29 protein-coding genes are annotated in these 21,595 nt (G+C 60.4%); 16 read left to right on the top strand and 13 right to left on the bottom strand.

Annotated features, from left to right (window positions below; translation table 11 throughout):
* Positions 1 to 24: 24 nt before the first annotated feature.
* The 3 genes from ACR0AW_RS16820 to ACR0AW_RS16810 all read right to left on the bottom strand — a co-directional run bounded on the left by ACR0AW_RS16820 (position 25) and on the right by ACR0AW_RS16810 (position 5,256).
* On the bottom strand, positions 25 to 3,480 hold the full coding sequence (locus ACR0AW_RS16820) for an AAA family ATPase (RefSeq protein ID WP_170733731.1): 3,456 nt from the start codon (positions 3,478 to 3,480) through the stop codon (positions 25 to 27).
* A gap of 141 nt (positions 3,481 to 3,621) precedes the next feature.
* On the bottom strand, positions 3,622 to 4,017 hold the full coding sequence (locus ACR0AW_RS16815) for a hypothetical protein (protein WP_170392642.1): 396 nt from the start codon (positions 4,015 to 4,017) through the stop codon (positions 3,622 to 3,624).
* Between the two features lie 45 nt (positions 4,018 to 4,062).
* Positions 4,063 to 5,256 carry an aminotransferase-like domain-containing protein gene (locus tag ACR0AW_RS16810; protein WP_170733730.1) on the bottom strand — a complete coding sequence of 398 codons (1,194 nt, stop codon included), beginning with the start codon at positions 5,254 to 5,256 and terminating at the stop codon, positions 4,063 to 4,065.
* Between the two features lie 151 nt (positions 5,257 to 5,407).
* Here ACR0AW_RS16810 and ACR0AW_RS16805 point away from each other — a divergent pair, with 151 nt between their 5' ends.
* Positions 5,408 to 6,178, top strand: a complete 771-nt coding sequence (locus ACR0AW_RS16805; RefSeq protein ID WP_170733729.1) for an FCD domain-containing protein — start codon at positions 5,408 to 5,410, stop codon at positions 6,176 to 6,178.
* A gap of 81 nt (positions 6,179 to 6,259) precedes the next feature.
* Here ACR0AW_RS16805 and ACR0AW_RS16800 read toward each other — a convergent pair whose 3' ends face one another.
* From ACR0AW_RS16800 to ACR0AW_RS16780, 5 genes are all read right to left on the bottom strand, one after another.
* Positions 6,260 to 6,820 carry a F0F1 ATP synthase subunit B gene (locus tag ACR0AW_RS16800; RefSeq protein ID WP_170609767.1) on the bottom strand — a complete coding sequence of 187 codons (561 nt, stop codon included), beginning with the start codon at positions 6,818 to 6,820 and terminating at the stop codon, positions 6,260 to 6,262.
* A gap of 5 nt (positions 6,821 to 6,825) precedes the next feature.
* On the bottom strand, positions 6,826 to 7,377 hold the full coding sequence (locus ACR0AW_RS16795) for a F0F1 ATP synthase subunit B' (protein ID WP_170392646.1): 552 nt from the start codon (positions 7,375 to 7,377) through the stop codon (positions 6,826 to 6,828).
* A gap of 86 nt (positions 7,378 to 7,463) precedes the next feature.
* Entirely contained in the window at positions 7,464 to 7,688 is a 225-nt protein-coding gene (locus ACR0AW_RS16790) for a F0F1 ATP synthase subunit C (protein WP_005981269.1), read from the bottom strand.
* 48 nt (positions 7,689 to 7,736) lie between these two features.
* On the bottom strand, positions 7,737 to 8,495 hold the full coding sequence (locus ACR0AW_RS16785; RefSeq protein ID WP_170392647.1) for a F0F1 ATP synthase subunit A: 759 nt from the start codon (positions 8,493 to 8,495) through the stop codon (positions 7,737 to 7,739).
* A gap of 2 nt (positions 8,496 to 8,497) precedes the next feature.
* Positions 8,498 to 8,830, bottom strand: coding sequence for an AtpZ/AtpI family protein (locus ACR0AW_RS16780; protein WP_170392648.1), 333 nt, complete (start codon positions 8,828 to 8,830; stop codon positions 8,498 to 8,500).
* A gap of 231 nt (positions 8,831 to 9,061) precedes the next feature.
* Here ACR0AW_RS16780 and ACR0AW_RS16775 point away from each other — a divergent pair, with 231 nt between their 5' ends.
* Positions 9,062 to 9,394 (top strand): ArsR/SmtB family transcription factor, encoded by a 333-nt coding sequence (locus ACR0AW_RS16775; protein WP_170392649.1) that lies wholly within the window; start codon positions 9,062 to 9,064, stop codon positions 9,392 to 9,394.
* On the opposite strand, the gene ACR0AW_RS16770 is transcribed toward ACR0AW_RS16775, so the two are convergent.
* The 4 genes from ACR0AW_RS16770 to ACR0AW_RS16755 form a co-directional block, all read right to left on the bottom strand.
* Complete coding sequence (locus ACR0AW_RS16770) at positions 9,391 to 9,804, bottom strand: universal stress protein (RefSeq protein ID WP_170733728.1); 414 nt, start codon at positions 9,802 to 9,804, stop codon at positions 9,391 to 9,393. The genes ACR0AW_RS16775 and ACR0AW_RS16770 overlap by 4 nt on opposite strands.
* An 81-nt stretch (positions 9,805 to 9,885) precedes the next feature.
* Positions 9,886 to 10,164: a hypothetical protein gene (locus ACR0AW_RS16765; RefSeq protein WP_170625091.1), complete on the bottom strand. Its 279-nt coding sequence runs from the start codon at positions 10,162 to 10,164 to the stop codon at positions 9,886 to 9,888.
* Between the two features lie 57 nt (positions 10,165 to 10,221).
* Positions 10,222 to 11,133, bottom strand: a complete 912-nt coding sequence (locus ACR0AW_RS16760; protein WP_170597451.1) for a DMT family transporter — start codon at positions 11,131 to 11,133, stop codon at positions 10,222 to 10,224.
* Entirely contained in the window at positions 11,130 to 12,008 is an 879-nt protein-coding gene (locus tag ACR0AW_RS16755) for a LysR family transcriptional regulator (protein ID WP_170513380.1), read from the bottom strand. Before ACR0AW_RS16755 ends, ACR0AW_RS16760 begins: the two co-directional genes overlap by 4 nt.
* 120 nt (positions 12,009 to 12,128) lie before the next feature.
* Between ACR0AW_RS16755 and ACR0AW_RS16750 the strand changes: the two genes are divergently transcribed.
* On the top strand, positions 12,129 to 12,710 hold the full coding sequence (locus ACR0AW_RS16750; RefSeq protein WP_170733727.1) for an NAD(P)H-dependent oxidoreductase: 582 nt from the start codon (positions 12,129 to 12,131) through the stop codon (positions 12,708 to 12,710).
* A 64-nt stretch (positions 12,711 to 12,774) separates the two neighbouring features.
* Complete coding sequence (locus ACR0AW_RS16745) at positions 12,775 to 13,515, top strand: aspartate/glutamate racemase family protein (protein WP_170733726.1); 741 nt, start codon at positions 12,775 to 12,777, stop codon at positions 13,513 to 13,515.
* On the opposite strand, the gene ACR0AW_RS16740 is transcribed toward ACR0AW_RS16745, so the two are convergent.
* The gene (locus ACR0AW_RS16740) at positions 13,516 to 14,046 is read right to left on the bottom strand and encodes a prolyl-tRNA synthetase associated domain-containing protein (RefSeq protein WP_170733725.1); all 531 of its coding nucleotides are present in this window, start codon (positions 14,044 to 14,046) and stop codon (positions 13,516 to 13,518) included. It abuts the gene before it with no gap.
* Between the two features lie 89 nt (positions 14,047 to 14,135).
* On the opposite strand from ACR0AW_RS16740, the gene ACR0AW_RS16735 reads away from it, so the two are divergent.
* The 12 genes from ACR0AW_RS16735 to trmD all read left to right on the top strand — a co-directional run bounded on the left by ACR0AW_RS16735 (position 14,136) and on the right by trmD (position 21,594).
* Positions 14,136 to 14,654, top strand: a complete 519-nt coding sequence (locus ACR0AW_RS16735; RefSeq protein WP_170402388.1) for a hypothetical protein — start codon at positions 14,136 to 14,138, stop codon at positions 14,652 to 14,654.
* Positions 14,655 to 14,814: 160 nt separating this feature from the next.
* On the top strand, positions 14,815 to 16,323 hold the full coding sequence (gene ffh, locus ACR0AW_RS16730) for a signal recognition particle protein (RefSeq protein WP_170733724.1): 1,509 nt from the start codon (positions 14,815 to 14,817) through the stop codon (positions 16,321 to 16,323).
* Positions 16,320 to 16,877, top strand: a complete 558-nt coding sequence (locus ACR0AW_RS16725) for a GNAT family N-acetyltransferase (protein ID WP_170733723.1) — start codon at positions 16,320 to 16,322, stop codon at positions 16,875 to 16,877. The genes ffh and ACR0AW_RS16725 overlap by 4 nt, the downstream gene beginning before the upstream one ends.
* Positions 16,874 to 17,425 carry a GNAT family N-acetyltransferase gene (locus tag ACR0AW_RS16720; RefSeq protein ID WP_170392660.1) on the top strand — a complete coding sequence of 184 codons (552 nt, stop codon included), beginning with the start codon at positions 16,874 to 16,876 and terminating at the stop codon, positions 17,423 to 17,425. Before ACR0AW_RS16725 ends, ACR0AW_RS16720 begins: the two co-directional genes overlap by 4 nt.
* Positions 17,422 to 17,961 carry a GNAT family N-acetyltransferase gene (locus ACR0AW_RS16715; protein ID WP_170733722.1) on the top strand — a complete coding sequence of 180 codons (540 nt, stop codon included), beginning with the start codon at positions 17,422 to 17,424 and terminating at the stop codon, positions 17,959 to 17,961. Before ACR0AW_RS16720 ends, ACR0AW_RS16715 begins: the two co-directional genes overlap by 4 nt.
* Positions 17,958 to 18,254, top strand: coding sequence for a chorismate mutase (locus ACR0AW_RS16710; RefSeq protein WP_170392662.1), 297 nt, complete (start codon positions 17,958 to 17,960; stop codon positions 18,252 to 18,254). The genes ACR0AW_RS16715 and ACR0AW_RS16710 overlap by 4 nt, the downstream gene beginning before the upstream one ends.
* 42 nt (positions 18,255 to 18,296) lie before the next feature.
* On the top strand, positions 18,297 to 18,686 hold the full coding sequence (rpsP, locus tag ACR0AW_RS16705; RefSeq protein ID WP_010437590.1) for a 30S ribosomal protein S16: 390 nt from the start codon (positions 18,297 to 18,299) through the stop codon (positions 18,684 to 18,686).
* A 12-nt stretch (positions 18,687 to 18,698) separates the two neighbouring features.
* The gene (gene bluB, locus ACR0AW_RS16700) at positions 18,699 to 19,334 is read left to right on the top strand and encodes a 5,6-dimethylbenzimidazole synthase (RefSeq protein ID WP_170425126.1); all 636 of its coding nucleotides are present in this window, start codon (positions 18,699 to 18,701) and stop codon (positions 19,332 to 19,334) included.
* 2 nt (positions 19,335 to 19,336) lie between these two features.
* The gene (locus ACR0AW_RS16695; protein WP_170392664.1) at positions 19,337 to 19,483 is read left to right on the top strand and encodes a hypothetical protein; all 147 of its coding nucleotides are present in this window, start codon (positions 19,337 to 19,339) and stop codon (positions 19,481 to 19,483) included.
* Positions 19,476 to 19,979 (top strand): ribosome maturation factor RimM, encoded by a 504-nt coding sequence (rimM, locus tag ACR0AW_RS16690; RefSeq protein WP_170392665.1) that lies wholly within the window; start codon positions 19,476 to 19,478, stop codon positions 19,977 to 19,979. Before ACR0AW_RS16695 ends, rimM begins: the two co-directional genes overlap by 8 nt.
* Complete coding sequence (locus tag ACR0AW_RS16685) at positions 19,979 to 20,794, top strand: hypothetical protein (RefSeq protein ID WP_170425117.1); 816 nt, start codon at positions 19,979 to 19,981, stop codon at positions 20,792 to 20,794. Before rimM ends, ACR0AW_RS16685 begins: the two co-directional genes overlap by 1 nt.
* Complete coding sequence (gene trmD, locus ACR0AW_RS16680; protein WP_170733721.1) at positions 20,791 to 21,594, top strand: tRNA (guanosine(37)-N1)-methyltransferase TrmD; 804 nt, start codon at positions 20,791 to 20,793, stop codon at positions 21,592 to 21,594. Before ACR0AW_RS16685 ends, trmD begins: the two co-directional genes overlap by 4 nt.
* Position 21,595: the final 1 nt, after the last annotated feature.

Below are 21,595 nucleotides of genomic sequence, written 5' to 3'. Positions count from 1 at the left end.
GGCTCATAACGTTGCAGTGATCGATCAAGCGACCATCTGCTCGGCCTTTTTCAGATCGACCGAAACCAGTTGGCTGACACCCTGTTCCTGCATCGTCACACCGAACAGCCGATCCATCCGCGCCATGGTCACCGCGTGGTGGGTGATGATCAGGAAACGCGTATCGGTCTGGCGGCACATCTCGTCCAGCAAGTCGCAGAAGCGGGTGACGTTGGCATCGTCCAGCGGGGCGTCGACCTCGTCCAGCACACAGATCGGGGCGGGGTTGGCAAGGAACACGCCAAAGATCAACGCCGTCGCGGTCAGGGTCTGTTCGCCGCCCGAAAGCAGGCTGAGAGTCGAGAGCTTTTTGCCCGGCGGCTGGCACATGATCTCAAGGCCCGCATCCAGCGGATCGTCGCTTTCGACCATGACCAGATTGGCCTCACCGCCACCAAACAGGTGCTTGAACAGCATGGCGAAGTTGGAATTCACCTGCTCGAACGCGGTCAGCAGGCGTTCGCGACCCTCGCGGTTGAGGCTGGCGATGCCGCTGCGCAGGGCCTTGATCGCCTCTTCCAGATCGGCCTTTTCGCCGTTCAGCGTGTCGAATTCTTCCTGAACTTCTTTGCTGTCCTCTTCAGCCCGTAGGTTCACTGCGCCCATGGCGTCGCGCTGACGCTTGTGGCGGTTCACTTCGGCTTCAAGTGCGTCGGCGGCGGGCATCTGGTCAGGGTTCACGTCCAGTTGGTTCAGCAGCTGGTTCGGCGTCAGTTGCTGATCCTCGGCAATGCGTTCTGCTGCGGCGACTACGCTTTCCTTGGCGGCGTCGCAACGCGCCTCAGCCGCCGCGCGGCTTTCGCGCGCCTCCGAGGCCAGACGTTCGGCTTCGCGCTCGGCAAGAACCACCTCGCGCTGCTGGGTCTCGGCCTCGGCCAACTTGTCGGCGGCTTCGGCGCGCCGAGACTCAGCGGTTTCGATCAGCTCGTTCAGTTCTTCCCGTGCCTCGGCGATTTCGCTGGGGGCCGCCATCGCCTCGGTCAGTTCTTCTTCCGAGCTTTCCTTGCGTTCGGCCAGTTCCGATATCCGCTTTTCCGCCGTTTCCAGACGATGCCGCCAACCGCTGAGGTCCTTAGTCACCTCCTGCGTGCGCCGGGTGCGCGCCTCGCCCTCGCGGCGCAATTCATCATGCGTCGAGCGGTGGGTCAGCATGGTGATCCGCGCCGCCTCGACCGTCTGCTTGATGTCCTCGACCTGCGCGCGGGCGCTGTCGAGATCGCCCAGGCCAGTCAACGCGCCTTCAGCCTCACGCAGTTGTGCGCGGGCGGACATGGCGTCTTCCTTATGACGGTCGACCGCGAGGGTCAGTGTTTCCAGCTTGCCTTGCGCCAGATTTCGATCCGCCTCAGCCCGGCTGAGCATCCGCGCGGTTTCCGCCATGCGCTGATCCGCGGCACGGCGGGCCTCGCGGGCGCGGCGGTCAGCCTCGGTTACATTGGCCAGTTGCTGTGACAGCGCTTCATGCGCGGCGCGCGCGCCGTCGGCCTGCGCCTCGGTGCGTGTCAGTTCCTGTTTCAGCGCCTCAAGCTTGTTGAGCTGTTCCAAACGCAGGGCGGCAGCGCTTGGTGCATCCTCGGCCCAGGCGCGGAATCCGTCCCAGCGCCACAGATCACCCGAGCGCGACACCAGTCGTTGACCCGGTTTCAACGACGCCTGCAGGCGCGCGCCCTGATCCGCATCGACCAGACCGATCTGCGCAATACGGCGACTTAGGCGGTCGGGGCCGGACACATGCAACGCCAGCGGCTCGGCCCCATCGGGCAAGGGCTGGTCGCTGTCATAGCCCGCTACCTGCACCCAACCTGAAGGTCCGTCGCCCTCGACCAATGGTGCACGCAGGTCATCCGCCAGCGCAGCCCCCAACGCCTTTTCAAAGCCCGTTGCCACCCGCAGCATGTCGAGCACTTGCCCACCCTCAGCCGTGTCGCGTTCGACCAGCTTGGCCAGCGCGGTGGTCTCGGCCCTTATCGCGCCCAGTTCACCCTCAGCCTCGGAGCGTTTGGCGCGGGCCTCGGCCTCACGCGCCTGCGTGTCGTTGCGCAGCTCGTCGGCGGCGGCCAGTGCTTCTTCCGCTGCCTCAGCAGCTTCGCGGGCTTCTTCCTCACCCTCTTGCGCGGTCTCGAACGCCTCGCTGGCACGGGAAAGGGCATTGCGCGCCTCGTCCACGGCGGCGCGGGCCTTTTCTTCCTCGCCCTCGGAACGAGCCAGTGTCTTGCGGCTGTCTTCAACCAGTCGTTGCGCCGATTGGTGGCGAGCCACCAGACGGGCCATGTCTTCGGTTTCCTGCGACAGGTGATCTTCGCGATCCTGCAACACCGACGCGGCCTCGCGCGCAACTTCAGCAGCTTCAGCGACCTTTTCGTCATAGCCATCGGCGGCTTTGGCAAGCTCGCGGGCCTCCCATTCGAGCCGTTCGATCATCTCGCCCGCGTCCCGGTTCAGACCGGATTCGCGTTCGATGTCGTTGCCCAATTGCTGGATACGGTTGGTCAGAGTCTCGATCGTCTGGCGTGCGCGGGTTTCCTGATCCGACAGCTGATCGCGCTGCACCTGTTGGCGTTGCAGGACGGCGGCAGCGATGGCCTCTTCCTCACGCAAGGGCGGCAGGGTTTCCTCGATCTCGGCGCGTTTGGCGGCGGATTCACGGGCGGATGCCTCGGCGCGAGAGGCTTCGGTGATCCGGTCGCGTAGCTTTTCCTCGGCCGCCTGACGGGCCATGTCGGCCTCTTTCCAACGGCGATAGAGCAGCATCCCTTCGGCCTGACGCAACAGCTCGCCGATCTCGCGATACCGCGCCGCCTGCCGGGCCTGACGGGCGAGTTGTGCCAACTGCCCGCCCAATTGTTCCAGCACGTCATCCACGCGGGTCAGGTTGGCCTCGGTGCCTTTCAGTTTCAGTTCTGCCTCGTGGCGGCGTTGATAAAGCCCGGAGATGCCGGCGGCCTCTTCCAGAATGCGACGTCGTGCGCGGGGTTTGGCGTTGATCAGTTCGGCAATGCGGTTTTGCCCCACCAGCGCAGGCGAATGCGCACCGGTCGAGGCGTCCGCGAACAGCATTTGAACGTCGCGGGCGCGCACGTCCTTGCCGTTGGTCTTGTAGGCACTGCCCACATCGCGGGTGATGCGGCGGACAATTTCCAACTGGTCGCTGTCGTTGAAGCCGGATGGCGCCAAACGTTCCGAGTTGTCCATCGTCAGGACCACCTCGGCAAAGTTGCGCGCAGGCCGAGTGGCAGCGCCCGCAAAGATCACATCCTCCATCGCGCCACCGCGCATGGATTTGGGACGGTTTTCACCCATCACCCAGCGCAACGCTTCCAGCAGATTGGACTTGCCGCAGCCATTCGGACCAACCACTCCGGTCAGCCCGTCCGCGATGATCAGATCGGTCGGGTCCACGAAGCTTTTGAAGCCGGTCAGTTTGAGTTTGCTAAAGCGCAATGGCTGCTCTTGGTATGATTCCTATGGGTAAGAAGTCTGCGCAACGGATGGGGGAGGTGTCAACGTGATTGCGCAGGATATGGGAGATTGGACCAAGTTATCCACAACATCTTGGCAAAACTACGCGGAGTCCCGCGTATCTCAGTAAGGCGAGCATTCAAAGACCTGATATCCGTAGTCTTCGTAATATCCGTAATCAACGCATTCATAGGGACGGCGAAGGAGTGCGCCGAAAATCAGTTTTTCCCCCAGTTCCTGGTCGCAGCCCAGCACGCCCACAGTGACGGCCGCATCGCCAAGAACATCCAGAAGCGGACAGCCCGAGACCTGCGCCATGGCCAGCGCAGCCCGATCGCGGATCGGACCCAGACGCGGCGCGTATTGCGGGTTCACGCGGACGGCCTCGGCCAGTTCATTGCGGACGCGGACGTCGAAGATACTGCCATTCACCGCGACGCGCGTTGCGGGCAAGTCGCGAAAATAGGGTGTACCACCCGAGCAGGCGGCGAGGCACAGGAAAGCGAGCACGCGGATCATGCTGCTTTATTAGCGACAATATGGTTAATGAAACCTTTCCCCGGTTCAGGCGCGCAACACTTCTCCTAACCGGCGTATACCCTCGCGGATCGTGTCCTCATCCGAGTTGGAGAAACTCAGTCGAATGGTATTGGACCCGCTGTCGTCGGGATAGAAAGCCTGACCGGGGACAAAGGCCAACTTGACCGTTTCCAGCGCCCTCGCCAGCAGGTCGGCGCCGTTCATTCCCTTGGGCAGAGTGACCCAAATGAACATGCCGCCCTCGGGTCGGGTCCAGTCGACGCCATTGGGCATGTGTTCTTTGAGCGCCTCAAGCATCGCATCGCGGCGCGCGGCATAGGTCTGGCGCAGCATGGGGACATGAGTGTCGAAGCGATCCCGCGCCACCTGATAAACCGCCATCTGGTTGATCGTAGAAGAATGCAGATCAGCCGCCTGTTTCAGAAGCACCAGTTGCGAGATCACCGGTTTTGCTGCAACCACCCAACCCAGCCGCAACCCCGGTGAAAGAGTTTTCGAGAAGCTGCCGCAATAGATCGTCCGGCAGTTCTCGATCGATCCCTTGCGCGCATGTTCTAACGCGAGGATCGGAGGGATCGGATCGCCGTCATAGCGCAGCGCCTGATAGGCTCCGTCCTCGATCACTGCGCAATCCAATTCATCTGCCAGATCGAGCAGCGCCTCCCGGCCCCGCAGATCGACCGTCTCACCAGTCGGATTTGCAAAATCGGCGGAGAGATAAGCGAATTTGATCGGGCTGTTGCCGGCGGCGGCCTGGTATTCGGCAGCCCCACGATTGCCATTGATGCTAAGCTGGTCAAAGCGCGGCTCATAAGCGTCAAACGCATTGAGCGCGCCCAGATATGTGGGCCACCCAACCAACGCAGTATCACCCGGTGACAAGAACAACTTACCCAAGTAATCCAGCGCTTGCTGCGAGCCCGAGGTGATCAGGATGTTGTCGATGCCGCATGTAACGCCGATCCCACGCATATGGTCGGCCAGCCATTCACGCAGCGGGGCATAGCCTTCGCTGACCGAATATTGCAGCGCCTGCGCCTGTTGATCTGGGCCAAGCGCATTTTGAAACGCTTCGGCGAAAGCCTCTGCTCGAAACAAAGCGGGGTCGGGAATACCGCCTGCGAAGGAAATGATACCGGGCTCGCCCAGCAGTTTCAGCAATTCGCGGATTTCGGAAGCCTTCATCCGAGCGGTTCGGGTGGCGTAGAGCTGATCCATCGTAGGGGGCCTCCTCCGCCCTTGGGTCGCAGATTAGGCAATGCGCCTCTTATGTCAATAATTCTGACCTAATGTTTCAACCTCTGTGAGCGACTTGAACGCCCCTTACAAACGTGGTCAAGTGACTTGACCAATTCCAAGTGATAGCCAGATGCCTTTTCAAAAAGTTCAAACCGAAAAACTGTCACTGGCTGTTGTGCGCCAGATCGAACTGCTGATCCTGCGCGGCATTCTGCGCCCCGGAGAACGCCTGCCCTCAGAACGGGAGCTGGCCGAGCGGATGGGCGTGTCGCGCCCGTCGCTGCGCGAGGCAATCTCGGACCTCCAGGAGCAGGGATTGCTGACTGCCAAGGCCGGATCGGGCATCTATGTGGCCGAGGTTCTGGGCTCGGCCTTCGCGCCAGCTTTGATCCGGTTGTTCGGCAATCACGACGAGGCAGTGTTCGACTATCTCTCATTCCGGCGTGACATGGAGGGTCTAGCGGCTGAGCGTGCCGCTCGCATGGGCTCGGGCAGCGATCTGAAGGTGGTGCAGACCATACTGGACAAGATGGAAGACGCCCACGCCCGCAATGCAGCCGAAGAAGAGGCGCATCTGGACGCCCAGTTCCATATGGCGATCATCGAGGCCAGTCATAACGTGGTGATGCTGCATATGATGCGGTCGATGTTCGATCTGCTGCGGCAGGGCGTATTCTACAACCGACAGATCATGTTCCAGCAACGCACCACCCGCGACGCAATTCTGGACCAGCACCGCGCCATCAACACAGCCCTGCAGGACCGCGACCCGAGAGGGGCACGGAAGGCGGTCGAAGATCATCTGAACTTTGTCAAAAGCTGCATGGCCGATCAGCAGAAGGCCCTGCGCAATGAAGAGATCGCGCAACAGCGTTTGAAGCACGAGACTGGAGAGGTCTGATCCTTCAAACTGGGAGCCACAAAAAGAAAAAACCCGAGAGCCTGAGGCCCTCGGGTTTTTCAAATCATATGATCCAGGCGATCAGTGTAGCTTTTCACCCACATCCGCGATGGATGCATCGATCAACTTATTCGCCTGCGTTGCGGTCATCTGTTTGGCCAGCACGGCGTTGGCTGCCGAAACCGCTACGGTGATGGCCTGATCGCGAACTTCTTTAACTGCAGAAGCCTCGGCCGATGCGATCTGATCCTGCGCCGCGGCCAAACGGCGCGCGATGGATTTTTCCAGATCAACCTTGGCCTGCTCTGCCGCCAAAGCCGCATCTTCTTTGGCTGCGGCTACGATGGCGTCTGCCTGAGACTGCACTTCACGCTGCTTGCGCTCGTACGAGGCCAACAGGCTGCGTGCTTCTTCATGCAGGGCGCGGGCTTCGTCCAGCTCGGCTTGAATACCTTCGGCGCGATTGTCCAGCGCACCACCAATCATACCGGGGACCTTGAAGTAGAACAGGACCGCGATAAAGACGATGAAGCCCAGAGTGACGACAAAGTCAGTGTTGGCAAGCGAGAAGAACGGGCCGCTTGCGGCCAGCGCGGGGCTGGCGGCACCAACGGTCAGGATAAGGGCAAGAGTGTTCCGCATGTCACTTATCCTTTCGTCTGCGCATCTACTGCACTGTTGATGGCTTTGGCATCCGCCTCGCCGCCCAGTGCTGTGACCAGTTCAGCCGCCGTATCCTTGGCAACCACTTGAATGCTTTCCAGCGCACCGGCACGGATTTCGGCAATTGCCTTTTCCGATTCAGCCGCCTTTGCAGCGATTTCCGCATCCGCCTTGGCAATCGCGTCATCCAGACCAGACTGGATTTCGGCGCGGGCTTCCGCTGCGATACGCTGAGCCTCAGAACGGGCATCGGCCAGCGCTTTGTTATAGGCCTCTTCGGCCTCGACCGCTTTGGCCTTCAGATCTTCGGCCGCAGCCAGGTCATTTGTAATGGTCCCCTGGCGTTCAGCCAGGATTGCCGCGATGCGGGGCAGAGCCACGCGGGACAGGACCAGAAAGATGACGACCAGCGTGATGACCAGCCAGAAAATCTGGTTGGGGAACCAATCGAAGCAGAGCTGCGGCATCCCGACGGCGTAGCCGCTGGAATCAACGCATGTGCCTACTACTTCTTCAGCAATGGGTTCAGTCGCCATGATGTCCTCCGTCGGAACGTTGTCTTTACAACAGATGGGCCGCTATGGCTTGGGCCCACCTGCGCGTAAGGATCAGGTTCCGCAGATTATACGGCGAACATCAGCAGCAGCGAGACCAGGAATGCGAAGATGCCCAGCGCTTCTGCGAACGCGATACCGATGAACAGGGTTGCGGTCTGCGAAGCAGCCGCCGAAGGGTTGCGCAGGGCGCCGGCCAGGAAGTTGCCTGCAACGTTGCCCACCCCGATTGCGGCTGCGCCGGAACCGATTGCTGCCAGGCCTGCGCCGATGTGTGCGAGATCGCCTTCCATGAGAATTCTCCTTACGATTTGGAAGTTTCGATGTTGGGGGTTCGGACCTTAGTGCGACGGATGCAGCGCATCTTTCAGATACACACAGGTCAGAATGGTGAAGACGTAGGCCTGAATGAAGGACACGAGAACCTCAAGGCCATACATTGCGGTGATCGCCAGAACCGACACGGGCGAGATCACGGCAATCGCGGCAAAGCCTGCGAACACCTTGATAACCGCGTGGCCTGCCATGACGTTACCGGCAAGACGAATGGAGTGGCTGACCGGGCGCACGAAGTACGAGATCAGCTCAATAATCGCCAGAACAGGGCGCAGCGCCAGCGGCGCGCTGGAGACCCAGAACAAGCCCAGGAACGCAGCGCCGTTCTTGACGAAACCCAAAACGGTCACGGTCAGGAACACGGCCAGCGCCAGCGGGATGGTCACGGCGAAATGCGATGTGGTGGTGAAGGACATGGGCAACATGCCCAGGAAGTTCGCGCAGACGATGAACATGAACAGGGTCATGACATAGGGGAAGTACTTGACGCCTTCCTTGCCGCAGATGTCTTCCAGCATCTTGTAGATGAAACCATAGGCTAGCTCGGCCACCGACTGCATCCGCGTCGGAACAATGGCGCGCTTGGACGTGCTGAGAACCAGCAGGGCAAAGATCGCCGCAATCGCCAGGAACAACCACAGGGTCACGTTGGTGGGCGTGTACCAGGCAATCGCACCGTCGCCGAACAACGGCTTGACGATAAACTGGTCCATTGGATGGAAAGCCAGGCTGCTGCCTTTTTCTGCGGTGGTCTCGGTTGCCACGTTCAGTCCCTCTCGTCCTTCTCGGTCGCGCTTGCGGCCGCTTGTTTCTCTTGAACCTCTTTCGCGCTGCGGAGCATAACCTTCACGCCCGCGACAAGGCCCAGCAATGTGAACAGCACCAGAAAGATCGGGATCGTCCCGAGCAGGCTGTCCAGCCCGTATCCGATGCCAAATCCGATCCCCAGACCGGAAACCATTTCGATGACCATCCTCCAGGCAAGCTCGCCTCCGGATACGTCAGCATCCGCACGAGGTTTCGGCGCTTTGGCCTTTTTCGCCGCTTCGATCTTGGCCTCCAGCTGCGCCATACGCTGCTTTTGGTCATCTTCGGTCACGGGCGTTTCCCTCGCACAGTCTTGGGTAGGGTGCTAAGGGGCTGAAGGCGCAGAGTCAACGGCAATGAAGCCGCAGCATGAACGTCGCTAAGTATATGATTTTTATAATAATATTACAGACCACGCGAAACCTGCCGATGGCGTATAATTCGCTGACCGGGCGGATAAGCCTGAATCCGCATATTCAACCAAATGGTTGACCAAACTCACAGGCTATGGTTCAGCGGAACCATGTCCAACGACCTCGACACTGTCTTCGCAGCCCTCGCCGATCCCACCCGCCGTGCCATCTTAGCGATGCTGCTGGAAGATGACATGGCCGTCACCGACGTGGCCGAACCGTTCGAAATGTCGCTGGCCGCGATTTCAAAGCATCTGGTGATCCTGACCAAAGCAGGTCTGATTTCTCAGGAAAAACGCGGACGGGTGAAGTGGTGCAAACTTGAACCCGACGCGCTTCGTGCGGCCTCGGTTTGGATGCAGGGGTTCGGACAGTTCGAACCGGTCAATCTGGATGCGTTCGAGCGGTTTCTAGAAGTTGAACTGCCCCCGGATGAGGCCTAACGCACAACTAAGACCGACATGCTGGCGTGTTTGGCCAGATATCCCGCGTGGCTGGACAGGATATAGTCTGTGATCCGGGGTGCGTGGGTTCCCACAACAATCAGATCGGCCCCCATTTCCTCTGCTGCGTGGGTCAGGTCCTTGTCGATCTCGACCGCGACATCAACCGAGTGAATGTTGCGTGTGTCCACACTTGTGCCGCTTTGCATCGCAATTTCACTGGCGCAGGTCAGCAATTCTTGTTTGATCGCGTCTGTTGTCAGGTGGCTATCCCCAGGCTGCGGGCCGGTGACGCTGACGATGGTCACTTTGGCGCCCTGCCATTTGGCCAATTGCGCCGCAACCTCGGTGGCTTTCTTGACCTCGGGCGGCAAGTGCAGGTCGACCGCGACCATGATGTGTTTGAACATATTGGCGTCCTCCTGATCCTGAGATATGTCGACCCGGGCGGTTCGCCAGTCTGACCCGTCGGGACGATCCAAACGGCAGGCTCAGCCCTCGCGGCTATATTCCACCCCGGTCACAACCCCCGTTGGGTCGGCACGACAGAGCCACGGAGCCTCGGCCCCCGCCACGAATACGCTAGTGACCGAGCCTGTCGGGCTGGACTGGGTCGACATCGCTTTGACACCATCAGGCCCTGTGCCGGTTTCGGCGCCTACCAGAGCTTCGCAGCTGGCTTGCAGGTCCACCTCTGCAGCGTCTTTCGCGCCACCGGGGGCACAGGCGGACAGCGCCAGCAATGCGGGAATAAGTGACAGTGTTTTCATGGCCCAGCTCCTTGGTGGTGACAGGCAGGCTGCCACATCAGGTAGAAATCACAAGCTTCAATTCGAGCGCACAGGAGTATTTGCAGGCGCGTCTTCTCCTTTCAGCAGCAACAACAGCGCAACAGCGGTGAGCCCGGCACCAACCAACACCAATGCCGTCGGCGCAGGACGTCCCAGGGCGATTTCCCACAGGATCACCCAGCTGGGCGTCAGGTAAGTGTAGGCCATGACCTTTGCCGCGGGCAAACGCAGGGCTGCAAACTGAACCAGTACAAAACTGGCGGCGGTCGCAAACAACGAGATATAAAGCAGCGTCACCCAGACAATCCCGGGAAGGTTGCCCCAATCTACTGCACGTATATCGGACCAGCCCCAGACCGTCAGGATCAAACACCCCGCAACCAACGTACCGAAGGTGAACACCACCGCAGGCTCGCCCCGGTTCAATCGCCGTATCATCGGCGTATAGACGGCGTGCGCGGCGCAACCCCAGAAATAGATGATCTCGCCGCCTCCGATCTCGAAGGCCTGAAAGGCTTGCCAATCCGCTCTGAAGATCACCCACAGCGCACCGACCGCACCGACCGTCAGGGCCAGCGCCATGCGTGGGGTGGTGATCTGGCGCAGCAGCACCCACCCGGCCAGCGCCGACATGACCGGGGTCAGCGTAAAGACCGCCGCCGCGCTGACCGGGGGAGCGGTTTTCAATCCGTAGAACATTAGGACAAAGTAGGCTCCGAACAATCCGCCAAGAACCAGATAGCGCCATGGTGCCCGAGCCGCGCTGCGCGGAATGCCCGTTGTGGCAATCGCAGCGATGCCGATCACAACCGCCGCAATCGCAAAGCGCGCTGCCGTGATCGCCGACGGTGCGATCTCATTTGCCGCCATTGAGCCAAGCGAGAAACTGCCCGCCACCAAAGCCGAGAATGTTAGCATGGCCAGATGGCCGCGCGCCTGCGGTGTCACGGCAGCCAGCCCTTGGATTGATCTTTCAGGAAGGATAGGAAAGCCTGCACCTTAGTGGTCCGGTGCAGATCCACATGAGTCACCAACCACAGCTTGCCAGACCACTCGGGCAACGGTGCCATCACCTCGACCAGATCGGGATCGCGCGCGGCCTCCCAACGGGCCATAAAGCCGATGCCTGCACCGGCCAGAACAGCCTCTCGCATACAGAAATTATTGGTGCAGCGGAAAGTGATCGCCTGCTCCGGCGCGTTGGCACGCAGCCAGCGGGAAAACGGCGCGCGGCTGTTTTCGTCATCATTGCCGACGAAGTGGTGATTGGCGAAATCTGCAACGTCCGCGGGTTTGCCGTGGCGCGCGAGATAGGCCTTGCTGGCGAATAGTCCGACCTCTTGTGGAATGAACGGCTGCACCACATTGTCCGGTTGATCCGGCGCGGCCCCGGCGCGGATCGCCACATGCGCCTCGCCATATTCCAACCGGAACAGGCGGTCGCCGGTCAGATAGCGCACGATCAATCCCGGGTGGGTCTGCTGGAACTCGGTCAGCGTCGGTACGATGAGCGGGGCCAGTGAGGCCAGTGAGGTGACCACGATCTCGCCCGAGACATCGTCTCCGCGCCCCTTCATGCGACCGACCAACTGGTTGAATTGATCTTCGGTTGCCTGCGCGACCCGCAACAGGTCCTCACCCGCTTCGGTTGGTGTGTACCCACGCGCGTGACGCTGGAATAGTTTGACGCCCAGCCGTGCCTCGATCGCATCGATATGGCGGATCACGGTGGCGTGGTGCACACCCAGCACATCCGCCGCGCCGCTGACCGTTCCCATGCGCGCCACCTGATAGGCGGTTCTCACTTCATCCCAATTGTCCATTGCATCTGATCCAATGTGCAAATTCTAACAATGCTTGTTGATATATCCGAGTTTTGTTCATGCACGCAACAGCCATATTGGGGCAACAGAAGGTAATTCCGCAACAAAGGACGCCCCGAAATGACCAAAACCATCCTGCATATCGACGCCTCGGCCCGCCGCACTGGATCTGCCACCCGCGATCTGTCCGACCGCGTGGTTCGCCACCTGAACGCCAGCCGCATCATCCGCCGCGATCTGGCCACCCCCCTGCCCCTGCTGACCGAGGACTGGATCGGCGCCAATTTCACCCCCGCCGACCAGCGTGACGCGGTACAGAAAGACCTGCTGGGCCTGTCGGACGAATTGGTGTCCGAGTTGCAAAAGGCCGACACGATCGTCATCGGCCTGCCGATCTACAACTTCTCGGTTCCCGCCGCGTTCAAGGCCTGGATTGATCTGGTCGCCCGTGCCGGTCTGACATTCTCCTATTCCGAAGAAGGACCGAAAGGTCTGCTGGAAGGCAAACGCGCCATCCTTGCTGTTGCATCGGGCGGTACGGCGGTGGGCTCCGAAATCGACTTTGCCACCACCTATGCGCGCCATGTTCTGAGCTTCATCGGCATCCATGATGTCGAGGTCATCGCCGCAGATCGCATGGCACTGGACCCCGAAACAACCCTGTCCAATGCGCAGAAAGCTGTCACCAAACTGGCAGCCTGATTGACCTGACCCCCTTGAACCGTCCAGTCTGCGCCGAGGCAAATCGGCAGACTGGGCGTTTCACATGAAAAAGATTGGAATATTGGGCGGTGTTGGCTGGGCCTCAACTGTCGACTACTACCGGGCGATCGCTGAAGGCGCGGGTCGGTATTTTGCTGAGCGCGGCCACGGATCGCCGCTGCCCATCCCACCCATGACCATCGAATCCGTCACCCAAGCCAAAACCCGCGCCTTGCGCGGCGTGGCCGGTGACGAAGACAGCTGGGCCGCTTTCGACGCAGTGTTCCGCGAAGCGCTGCTGACTTTGGAACACGCAGGCTGCGATTTCGGCATCATCGCATCCAATACGCCACACGCGCGGCTTCACGCGATCCGCGAAGGCGTCTCCATGCCTATTCTCAGCATTTTTGACGCAACCGCCGACGCGACCGCCTTGACCGGTGCCACCAATGCTTTGGTCCTTGGAACCGCAGTCACCATGCAGGCCACAAACTATGCAGACCGGCTGGCCGCCGAGGGTATCACGGCAAACACACGCCTGCCCGAGCCCGAGATCGCCGAGATGCAGGCGATGATCGACAGTGATTTCTACGGCGGCGCATCCGACACCGCACATGCGCACCTGCTGGCCTTCTGCAACAAACACGCCACACCCGGAACGGCTATCTTGCTGGCGTGTACCGAGTTGCCTCTGGCCTTCCCCGATCATCTGGACGATCCGGTGTTCGAGGCGGACGGTCACCTGTTCGTCAACCCCTCTGCCGCCCATGTCGCTGCCGCATTGAACGAAGCGCTTGAGGGGTGATCACGGCAGCCAGTTTATCTCGCACCCGATCTTATCAAAGAACACCATCAGGTCTTCGCGCGACAAAACGACGGTTCGGTCGTTGACCAAAGGGTGCATGTTGATGACATCGGCCTGTTGCGCGGCGGCGTCCATAAAGAACTTAACGTTGTTCTCAACGCCGTTGATCATCGCCAGCGGACTGACCGCGCCAGGGCGAATGCCGAGGTTCTGGAACAGCCGATCCGCCGAGCCGAAGGACAGGTTGCCAACCCCCAACTCCGCGCCCAGCGCCTTGAGGTCGATCTCGCGGCTCTGTTCCAGCGTCACCAGATAGTTCCGCTTTTTCTTGTCGCGCAGATACAGGTTCTTAAGCCGCAGTGTGTTTTCACCCGGCACCATGAACTGGCACTCCACCCCTTTGGCATCCTCAACGGTGCGCAGCAGGATATGAGTATGCAACCGATAGGGCAGCCCCCATTCATCCAACTGCGCCAAAAGCGCATCCGAGCTGAGCGGCAACGTATCCTGAAAGACAGATGATGCGTCCATGGGAACCTCCTCGTATGGCGCGCTCATCGCCCAACCGACAGGTAAATTCAAGCCACGACAGGCGCGGCATTCGGTGCTAGCGTGCCGCCATGAAAGTCACGCGTAACACTCCGAGCCAACTGATCCTGTCCAATACGCCATGGTTCATCGGCATCACGCTGGTTTTCTTCATTCTGGCATTTGTCGGCGCGGGCGTCTTCTTGGCCAGTGAAGGTGGCGAGGGTATCTTGTTCGGCATTTTCTTCGCACTATTCGGCGGAGGCATGGGTTTTGGTGCATTTTGCGCCTTCGTCCGCCGCGTGCAGGTCATACTGGATCGTAACAAAAACAGCATCCTGATCCGCAGACAGTCCGTATTTGGATATGATGCGGTGGAACATGAGCTGTCGAACCTCTCGCACGCGGAAACCGAAAGCACGACCTCACGTAGTGACAATGGCACATCGACCCTCTATCGCCCTGTCCTGATTCTGGATGAAGGCATGAGCGCCGGGCGACATCCCATTGTCGAGGCTTATTCCAGCGGGCGCGGCGCGCATCGGCTGGTTGATGCGATCAATGACTGGCTTCCGGCGCGCAAGGTTGACTCTGCCAGCCAATCGGCCTAAATCGCCGCCAACATCCGGAAGCGTATGATCTTCCGGTCCCTTGAGTCGTTCAGGGATCGCCCCCCACCAGCGAGTTTCGCCCGTGGGGGCGTTTGTGCATTTAACCGGCGCGTCCTATCTAGGGCACGCAACCAGATAACCGGCTAAGGAGGCCGAAGGCATGTTTGAAAATCTATCCGAACGCCTCTCTGGCGTCTTTGACCGGCTGACCAAACAGGGTGCCCTGTCCGAAGAAGACGTCAAAACCGCCCTGCGCGAAGTCCGCGTCGCCTTGCTTGAGGCCGACGTTTCGCTGCCGGTGGCGCGTGAGTTCGTCAAGAAGGTGCAGGAACAGGCGACCGGTCAGGCGGTGACCAAATCGATCACGCCCGGCCAGCAGGTCGTCAAGATCGTGCATGACGCGCTGGTCGATACACTGCGTGGCGAAGAAGACCCCGGCGCGTTGAAGATCGACAACCCGCCTGCTCCGATCCTGATGGTCGGTCTGCAGGGCTCGGGTAAGACAACCACCACCGGTAAGCTGGCGAAACGCCTAAAAGAGAAAGAGGGCAAGAAGGTCCTTATGGCCTCGCTCGACGTCTATCGCCCGGCGGCGATGGATCAGCTGGCTGTGCTTGGGACGCAGGTTGGTGTAGACACGCTGCCGATTGTGCCGGGCCAATCGCCGGTCGATATCGCCAAACGCGCCAAGCAGCAGGCGACGCTGGGCGGCTATGACGTCTACATGCTCGACACGGCGGGCCGTCTGCATATTGACGAAGTCCTTATGGGCGAGGTCGAACAGGTCCGTAATGTGGTTGACCCACGCGAGACCCTTCTGGTCGTCGACGGCTTGACCGGTCAGGTCGCCGTTGAGGTCGCCGAGGAGTTTGACGCCAAGGTCGGCATTTCTGGCGTAGTCCTGACCCGGATGGACGGTGACGGGCGCGGCGGTGCGGCGCTATCGATGCGCGCGGTCACTGGCAAGCCGATCCGTTTCGTCGGCCTGGGCGAGAAGATGGACGCGCTCGAAACCTTCGAGCCGGACCGGATCGCCGGTCGTATTCTGGGCATGGGCGACATCGTTGCTCTGGTCGAAAAAGCCCAGGAAACGATGGAGATGGAACAGACCGAGCGCATGATGAAGCGCATGGTCAAAGGTCAGTTCAACATGAACGACCTGAAAATGCAGCTAGAGCAGATGATCCAGATGGGCGGCATGCAGGGCATGATGGGCATGATGCCGGGCATGGGCAAGATGGCCAAGCAGATGGATCAAGCAGGTCTGGACGACAAGATCCTGCGCCAGCAGATCGCCATGATCCAGTCGATGACCAAACGCGAACGCGCCAACCCGCAGTTGCTGCAAGCCAGCCGTAAGAAACGGATCGCCGCCGGTTCGGGGATGGAGGTCAGCGACCTCAACAAGCTGCTCAAAATGCACCGGCAGATGTCGGACATGATGAAAAAGATGGGCAAGATGGGCAAAGGCAAGATGCTGAAACAAGCCATGAAGGGCATGTTCGGCAAAGGTGGCCCCAGCCCCGAGGAGATGGCTGCCGGCATGGACCCCAAGGCGCTGGAACAAGCCGCCAAAGCGATGGGCGGTAAGATGCCCGGCGGTCTGCCCGGACTGGGTGGCGGCATGGGCCTGCCCCCGGGGTTGAGCGGTTTTGGAAAGAAAAAGTGACGTCAGCACGCTGCACCCAGCCCCCGTCCGGAAAGGCGGCGATGGCAGCAGCGCAGTATCGCGCGGCCCTGCCGGTCATTGAGACCCGGCGGCTGGTTCTGCGTGCACCCACTCTGGACGACCTGCCGGTGTGGACATCGATCTGCAAGGACAGCTTTGGCGATACCGAGCAAGACGCCTGGACTGAGTTTTCCTACTACACATCAGGCTGGCTTTTGCATGGTCACGGCTTGTTCACCGTCACGTTTAAAGACGATGATCAGGTCATTGGCTTCGTCATTCTGGGCCTCGAATGGGACGATCACGAGCCCGAGCTTGGCTATATGTTTGATAGCAAGTTCCGCATGCAAGGTTACGCGACCGAAGCGTGCAGCGCCGTTCGCGATTTTGGGCTTGATCTGCTCGGATCCGGCCAGTTCGTAAGCTACGTTTCGCAGTCCAACGCTCGTTCGAACGCATTGGCACAGCGTCTGGGTGCAACGCGCGACGCCGTTGCCGAAAGCGCCTTTGGTCCAACACAGCATGTCTGGCGATACGGCGAGGTGCAGGCATGACACTTGCCATGGCCATACCAACGCTGGAAACCGAACGCCTGATCATGCGGGCCCCCTGCGAGGCCGATTTTGAGGCTGAGGCAGAGTTTTTTGCCAGCGACGCCTCGAAATTCGTCGGCGGCCCGAAACGCCCGGATGAGACATGGCGCGCTGTTGCGATGCTGTTAGGCCACTGGGCGATGCGGGGATATGGCTTCTGGGGTGTCGAGGAAAAAGACACGGGCACCTATGTAGGCCATGTTGGCTTGTGGAACCCGCATAGCTGGCCCGAGCCCGAAATTGGCTGGACCCTGATGAACCACGCCACCGGCAAGGGTTATGCGACCGAAGCGGCACTGGCTGCACGTGCACATGCCTATGACGTGCTGGGCTGGGAAACCGCAATCTCGCTGATCGATCCGGATAATCTGGGCAGCAAGGCTGTCGCGGAACGGCTGGGCGCGCAGTTCGAATATATGTTCGAACACCCGGCTTTCGGGGCGATGCAGGTCTGGCGTCATTCTGCGCCTGCCGATCTGGTAAACGGTGGCGTGGAGGCATACGCATGACCTCGTTCACTATACCCACCGTCGAAACCGATCGCCTGATCCTTCGCGCGCCGCATCTGGACGATCTTCCTGCGATGACCGCGTTCTACGCGACCGAGCGCAGCCATATGGTTGGTGGTCCCAAGGACGCGCTTGGAAGCTGGAGCTCTCTTTCGAACAGATTGGGTCATTGGGCGCTGCGCGGTTATGGTCTGTGGCATTTGACTGAAAAGACCAGCGGCGCATTCGTGGGATGGGCAGGCATGATCTACGTACCCGGCTGGGCGGAGCCCGAGCTGGGCTGGACGCTGATGGCCGAGGCCGAAGGCAAAGGTCTGGGCTTTGAGGCCGCCGCGGCTGCACGCGACTATGCAGCGCAGCATCAGGGGCTGAACGGTGTGATTTCTTACATCGCCCATGCCAATGATCGCTCGCGCGCGCTGGCCGAACGGCTGGGCGCAACGCTGGAGATTGAGAGAGCCGAACTTTTGGGCAAACACGCCCAGATCTGGCGTCATCCGCAGATTGAATTGACCACCGAAAGGACCGGCCAATGAACAACCCCGTGACACAAGCTGCCGCGCTGTTGAAGGATCACCGCGAAAGCATCGACCGGCTGGATGCGATCCTGGTCTATACGCTGGGCGAGCGGTTCAAGCACACGCAGGCCGTTGGCAAGCTCAAGGCCGCACACGACCTTCCCCCGTCCGATCCGTCGCGCGAGGCTGCGCAGATCGCACGGTTAGAAGACCTGGCGAAAGAGGCCGATCTGGACCCCGATTTCGCCAAGGCTTTTCTGAATTTCATCATTCAGGAAGTCATCCGACACCACAAGAAACACCAGAACTAAGCCGGTCTAGCACCGGATACGCCATTCAAAGGAGATACCACCATGGCAATGAAAATTCGTCTCGCCCGCGGCGGCTCGAAAAAGCGTCCCTTCTATCGCATTGTTGCGGCTGACAGCCGTATGCCGCGCGATGGTCGTTTCATCGAAAAACTGGGCACCTACAACCCGCTGCTGCCGAAAGACAGCGAAGAGCGCGTGAAAATGAACATGGAGCGCATCCAGTACTGGCTGGATCAGGGCGCACAGCCCACCGACCGGATCGCACGTATGCTGGAAGCTGCCGGCGCCCGTGACAAGGCCGAGCGCAACAACCCCAACAAGGGTACTCCGGGCAAGAAAGCTCAGGAACGCGCGGAAGAGAAAGCTGCCAAGGCTGCTGAAGCTGCCGAAGCGGCTGCTGCACCGGCTGAAGAAGCTGCTGCAGAAGAATAAGCAGTCGGGCGCGTGCAGGATCAGGCCTTTTCCGACGATTTTCGCACGCAGTTCGATCTGTTGATGCGGCTCCGGCGTGATGTGCGCCGGTTTCGCACCGATGCAATTGACGAGGCAGTGCTTACGCGCTGCCTCGACGCGTTTCGACTGGCCCCTTCTGTTGGGCTCAGCGAACCCTGGCGCGTGATCCGCATCGAAAGTCAGGCCGCGCGCGACGCGGCGCTGAAGAATTTCCAAGCGGCCAACGAGCGGGCGCTGAGCGGGTATTCCGGCGAAAAGGCGCAGCTGTACAGCCAGCTGAAACTGTCCGGGATGGAAGAAGCTCCGGTGCAGCTGGCCGTGTTCTGCGACGATGCCACCGACAAGGGTCAAGGTCTGGGCGCAGGTACTATGCCCGAGATGCGGCGCTATTCTGTGGTCTCTGCCATCACCCTGTTCTGGCTTGCCTTACGGGCAGAAGGGCTGGGGCTGGGTTGGGTCTCGATCCTCGACCCGGACCAGATGGTGCGCGATCTGGATGTCCCCGAGGACTGGCGGTTGATCGGATATTTCTGCTTGGGCTGGCCCGAGGCCCAATCCGATACGCCGGAGCTGGAGCAGGTCGGCTGGGAATGCCGCGACGCCTCTCTGCCGATCGAGGTGCGTTAGTCATGTTCGGTTTGTTACGGCTTCCCATCCTGCTGGCGATCGCATTTATTGTGGGCGTATTCTTCGAACGCTCGAACCAGCGCGAGGCGTGCGAGGTGATCGGACAATGGCGGGACGGGCTATGTGTGACGGATGGTCGAAATGAGTGATCTGATCTGCGTAGGCAGCATCGCGGGCTCGTATGGGGTGCGCGGCGAGGTGCGGCTGAAAAGTTTCTGCGCCGTCCCCGAGGATATCGAAGGCTATTCGCCGCTGACAGACGAAGAAGGTAAAGAGCGCTATCCCGTAGTCCTGACCCGCGCGATCAAGAACGGCTTTGCCGCCCGGCTGGGTGGCATTGAGACGAAGGAAGCGGCGGATGCGCTGAATGGCCTGCGCCTTTACGCGCGGCGCGATCAATTGCCGTCGCTGCCGGACGATGAGTTTTACCACACCGACCTTATCGGGCTTGAGGTTTATGACACCGGCGGCACCCTGCTGGGTCGGGTGAAATCGGTTCAAAATCACGGCGCGGCGGATCTGTTGGAACTGCACGGTCCGGGCTTAAAGGCCACCGTGCTGCTGCCGTTTACACTCGAATCCGTTCCGACCGTTGATCTGGACAAGGGCCGCATCATCGCCGACCCGCCCGAGGGCCTGCTGTAATGCGTCGCGTGTTGCTGCATCTGGGTCTGCACAAGACCGGGACAACGGCGGCACAGTCCTTTCTGTTCGAGAACCGGTCACTGATCTGGCCGCACCATGCGCTGGTGTTGCCCTATCGGACCCGCAAAACAGGCTTGTCCGAGGCCGCCACGCGCTATTCCGTCTACGGCACCCCCGGCGCGATGAGCGATTTCAAGGATCAGATGCGGCACTTTCTGAATTCGCTGGAATTCGGCCAGAAACGCGGGCTGGTTCTGAGCGAAGAGAATTTCTCAGGCCTGCGCCCCAGCCGCAATGTCGCGGTGGGATATGAGGCCGCGCCCGAGCTCGCCTCGTGCCTTGTCGGCCTGATCCGCGACCGGTTTGCCGGGGAAGAGGTGCATATCACGATCTACTACTCGCTGCGCCAACGCGGAAGCTGGCTGCGCAGCCTGTGGGCACATGATCTTCAACGCTCGCGCCTAATTCAGGATTTTGAGACTTTCCGCGCCCGGCTTGAACCGGTGCCGTCGCCTCAGATTGCTGCTGCGGCTGTGCGCGACCGTTTGCCCTCGGTCTCGGTCCGCACCGAATGGCTGGAAGACCTGCAGGGCCAGCGACATGGGCTTGGAAGCACTTTTGCTGAATTCCTTGACCTGCCTGCGGACAAAGCCGCCGAATTGGTAGGCCCGACCCGATCAAACCCACGCCTGCCCGAGGATGTCTTGCAGCAGATGCTGGAAATGAACCGATCCGATCTGGACGATGCTGCGCTGATCGATCAAAAGACGGCTTTGGTTCAAAGCACCCAGAATGATCTGATCGGCTCGAGATGACAGATAAACCCGGAAAGTCCCATGGCCGCAAAGCCATCCGTCCAACGTTGAAGCCGCGCGAGTTGATGACGCCGACGCCCGATCTGCACGGGGTGTGGAAGGCCAAGATCATCACGTTGTTCCCATCTGCCTTCCCCGGTGTTCTGGGCGAAAGCCTGACCGGCAAGGCCCTGCAAGAAGGGCTATGGCAGTTGGAAACTGTGGATTTGCGCCAATTCGGGATCGGCAAGCACAGCAATGTGGATGACACCCCGGCGGGCGGCGGTGCAGGCATGGTCCTGCGTGCCGATGTGCTGGGTGAGGCCATTGAGCATACGATGGCGGGCATCCGGGGCAATTGGCCGTTGATCTACCTCAGCCCGCGTGGGCGTCGGATGGATCAGAAAATGATGCAAAACCTGGCTCGCTGCGATGGCATGACCCTGTTATGTGGTCGTTTCGAAGGCGTCGATGAGCGCGTGCTGGAGCACTACGGCGTGCAAGAGATCAGCTTGGGTGATTTTGTCATGACCGGGGGTGAAATCGCCGCACAGGCCCTGATCGACGCCACCGTGCGGCTGATCCCGGGCGTTCTGGGCAACCAGGCCTCAGCCGAGGAGGAGAGCTTTTCCTCTGGCTTATTGGAGCATCCGCAATACACCCGCCCCGCCGACTGGAAAGGCCGCCCGATCCCCGAGATCCTGATGTCAGGCCACCATGGACGCATTGCGGATTGGCGTCATGAAATGTCGGAACAGATCACCCGCGAACGGCGGCCCGATCTGTGGGACGCCTATCGAAAATCAGAAGATAAGGGCTAAG

The sequence above is a fragment of the Ruegeria sp. C5 genome, assembly GCF_056537605.1.
The sequence above is the reverse complement of the archived record's forward strand: the minus strand, read 5'-3'. Positions and strand labels throughout refer to the sequence as shown.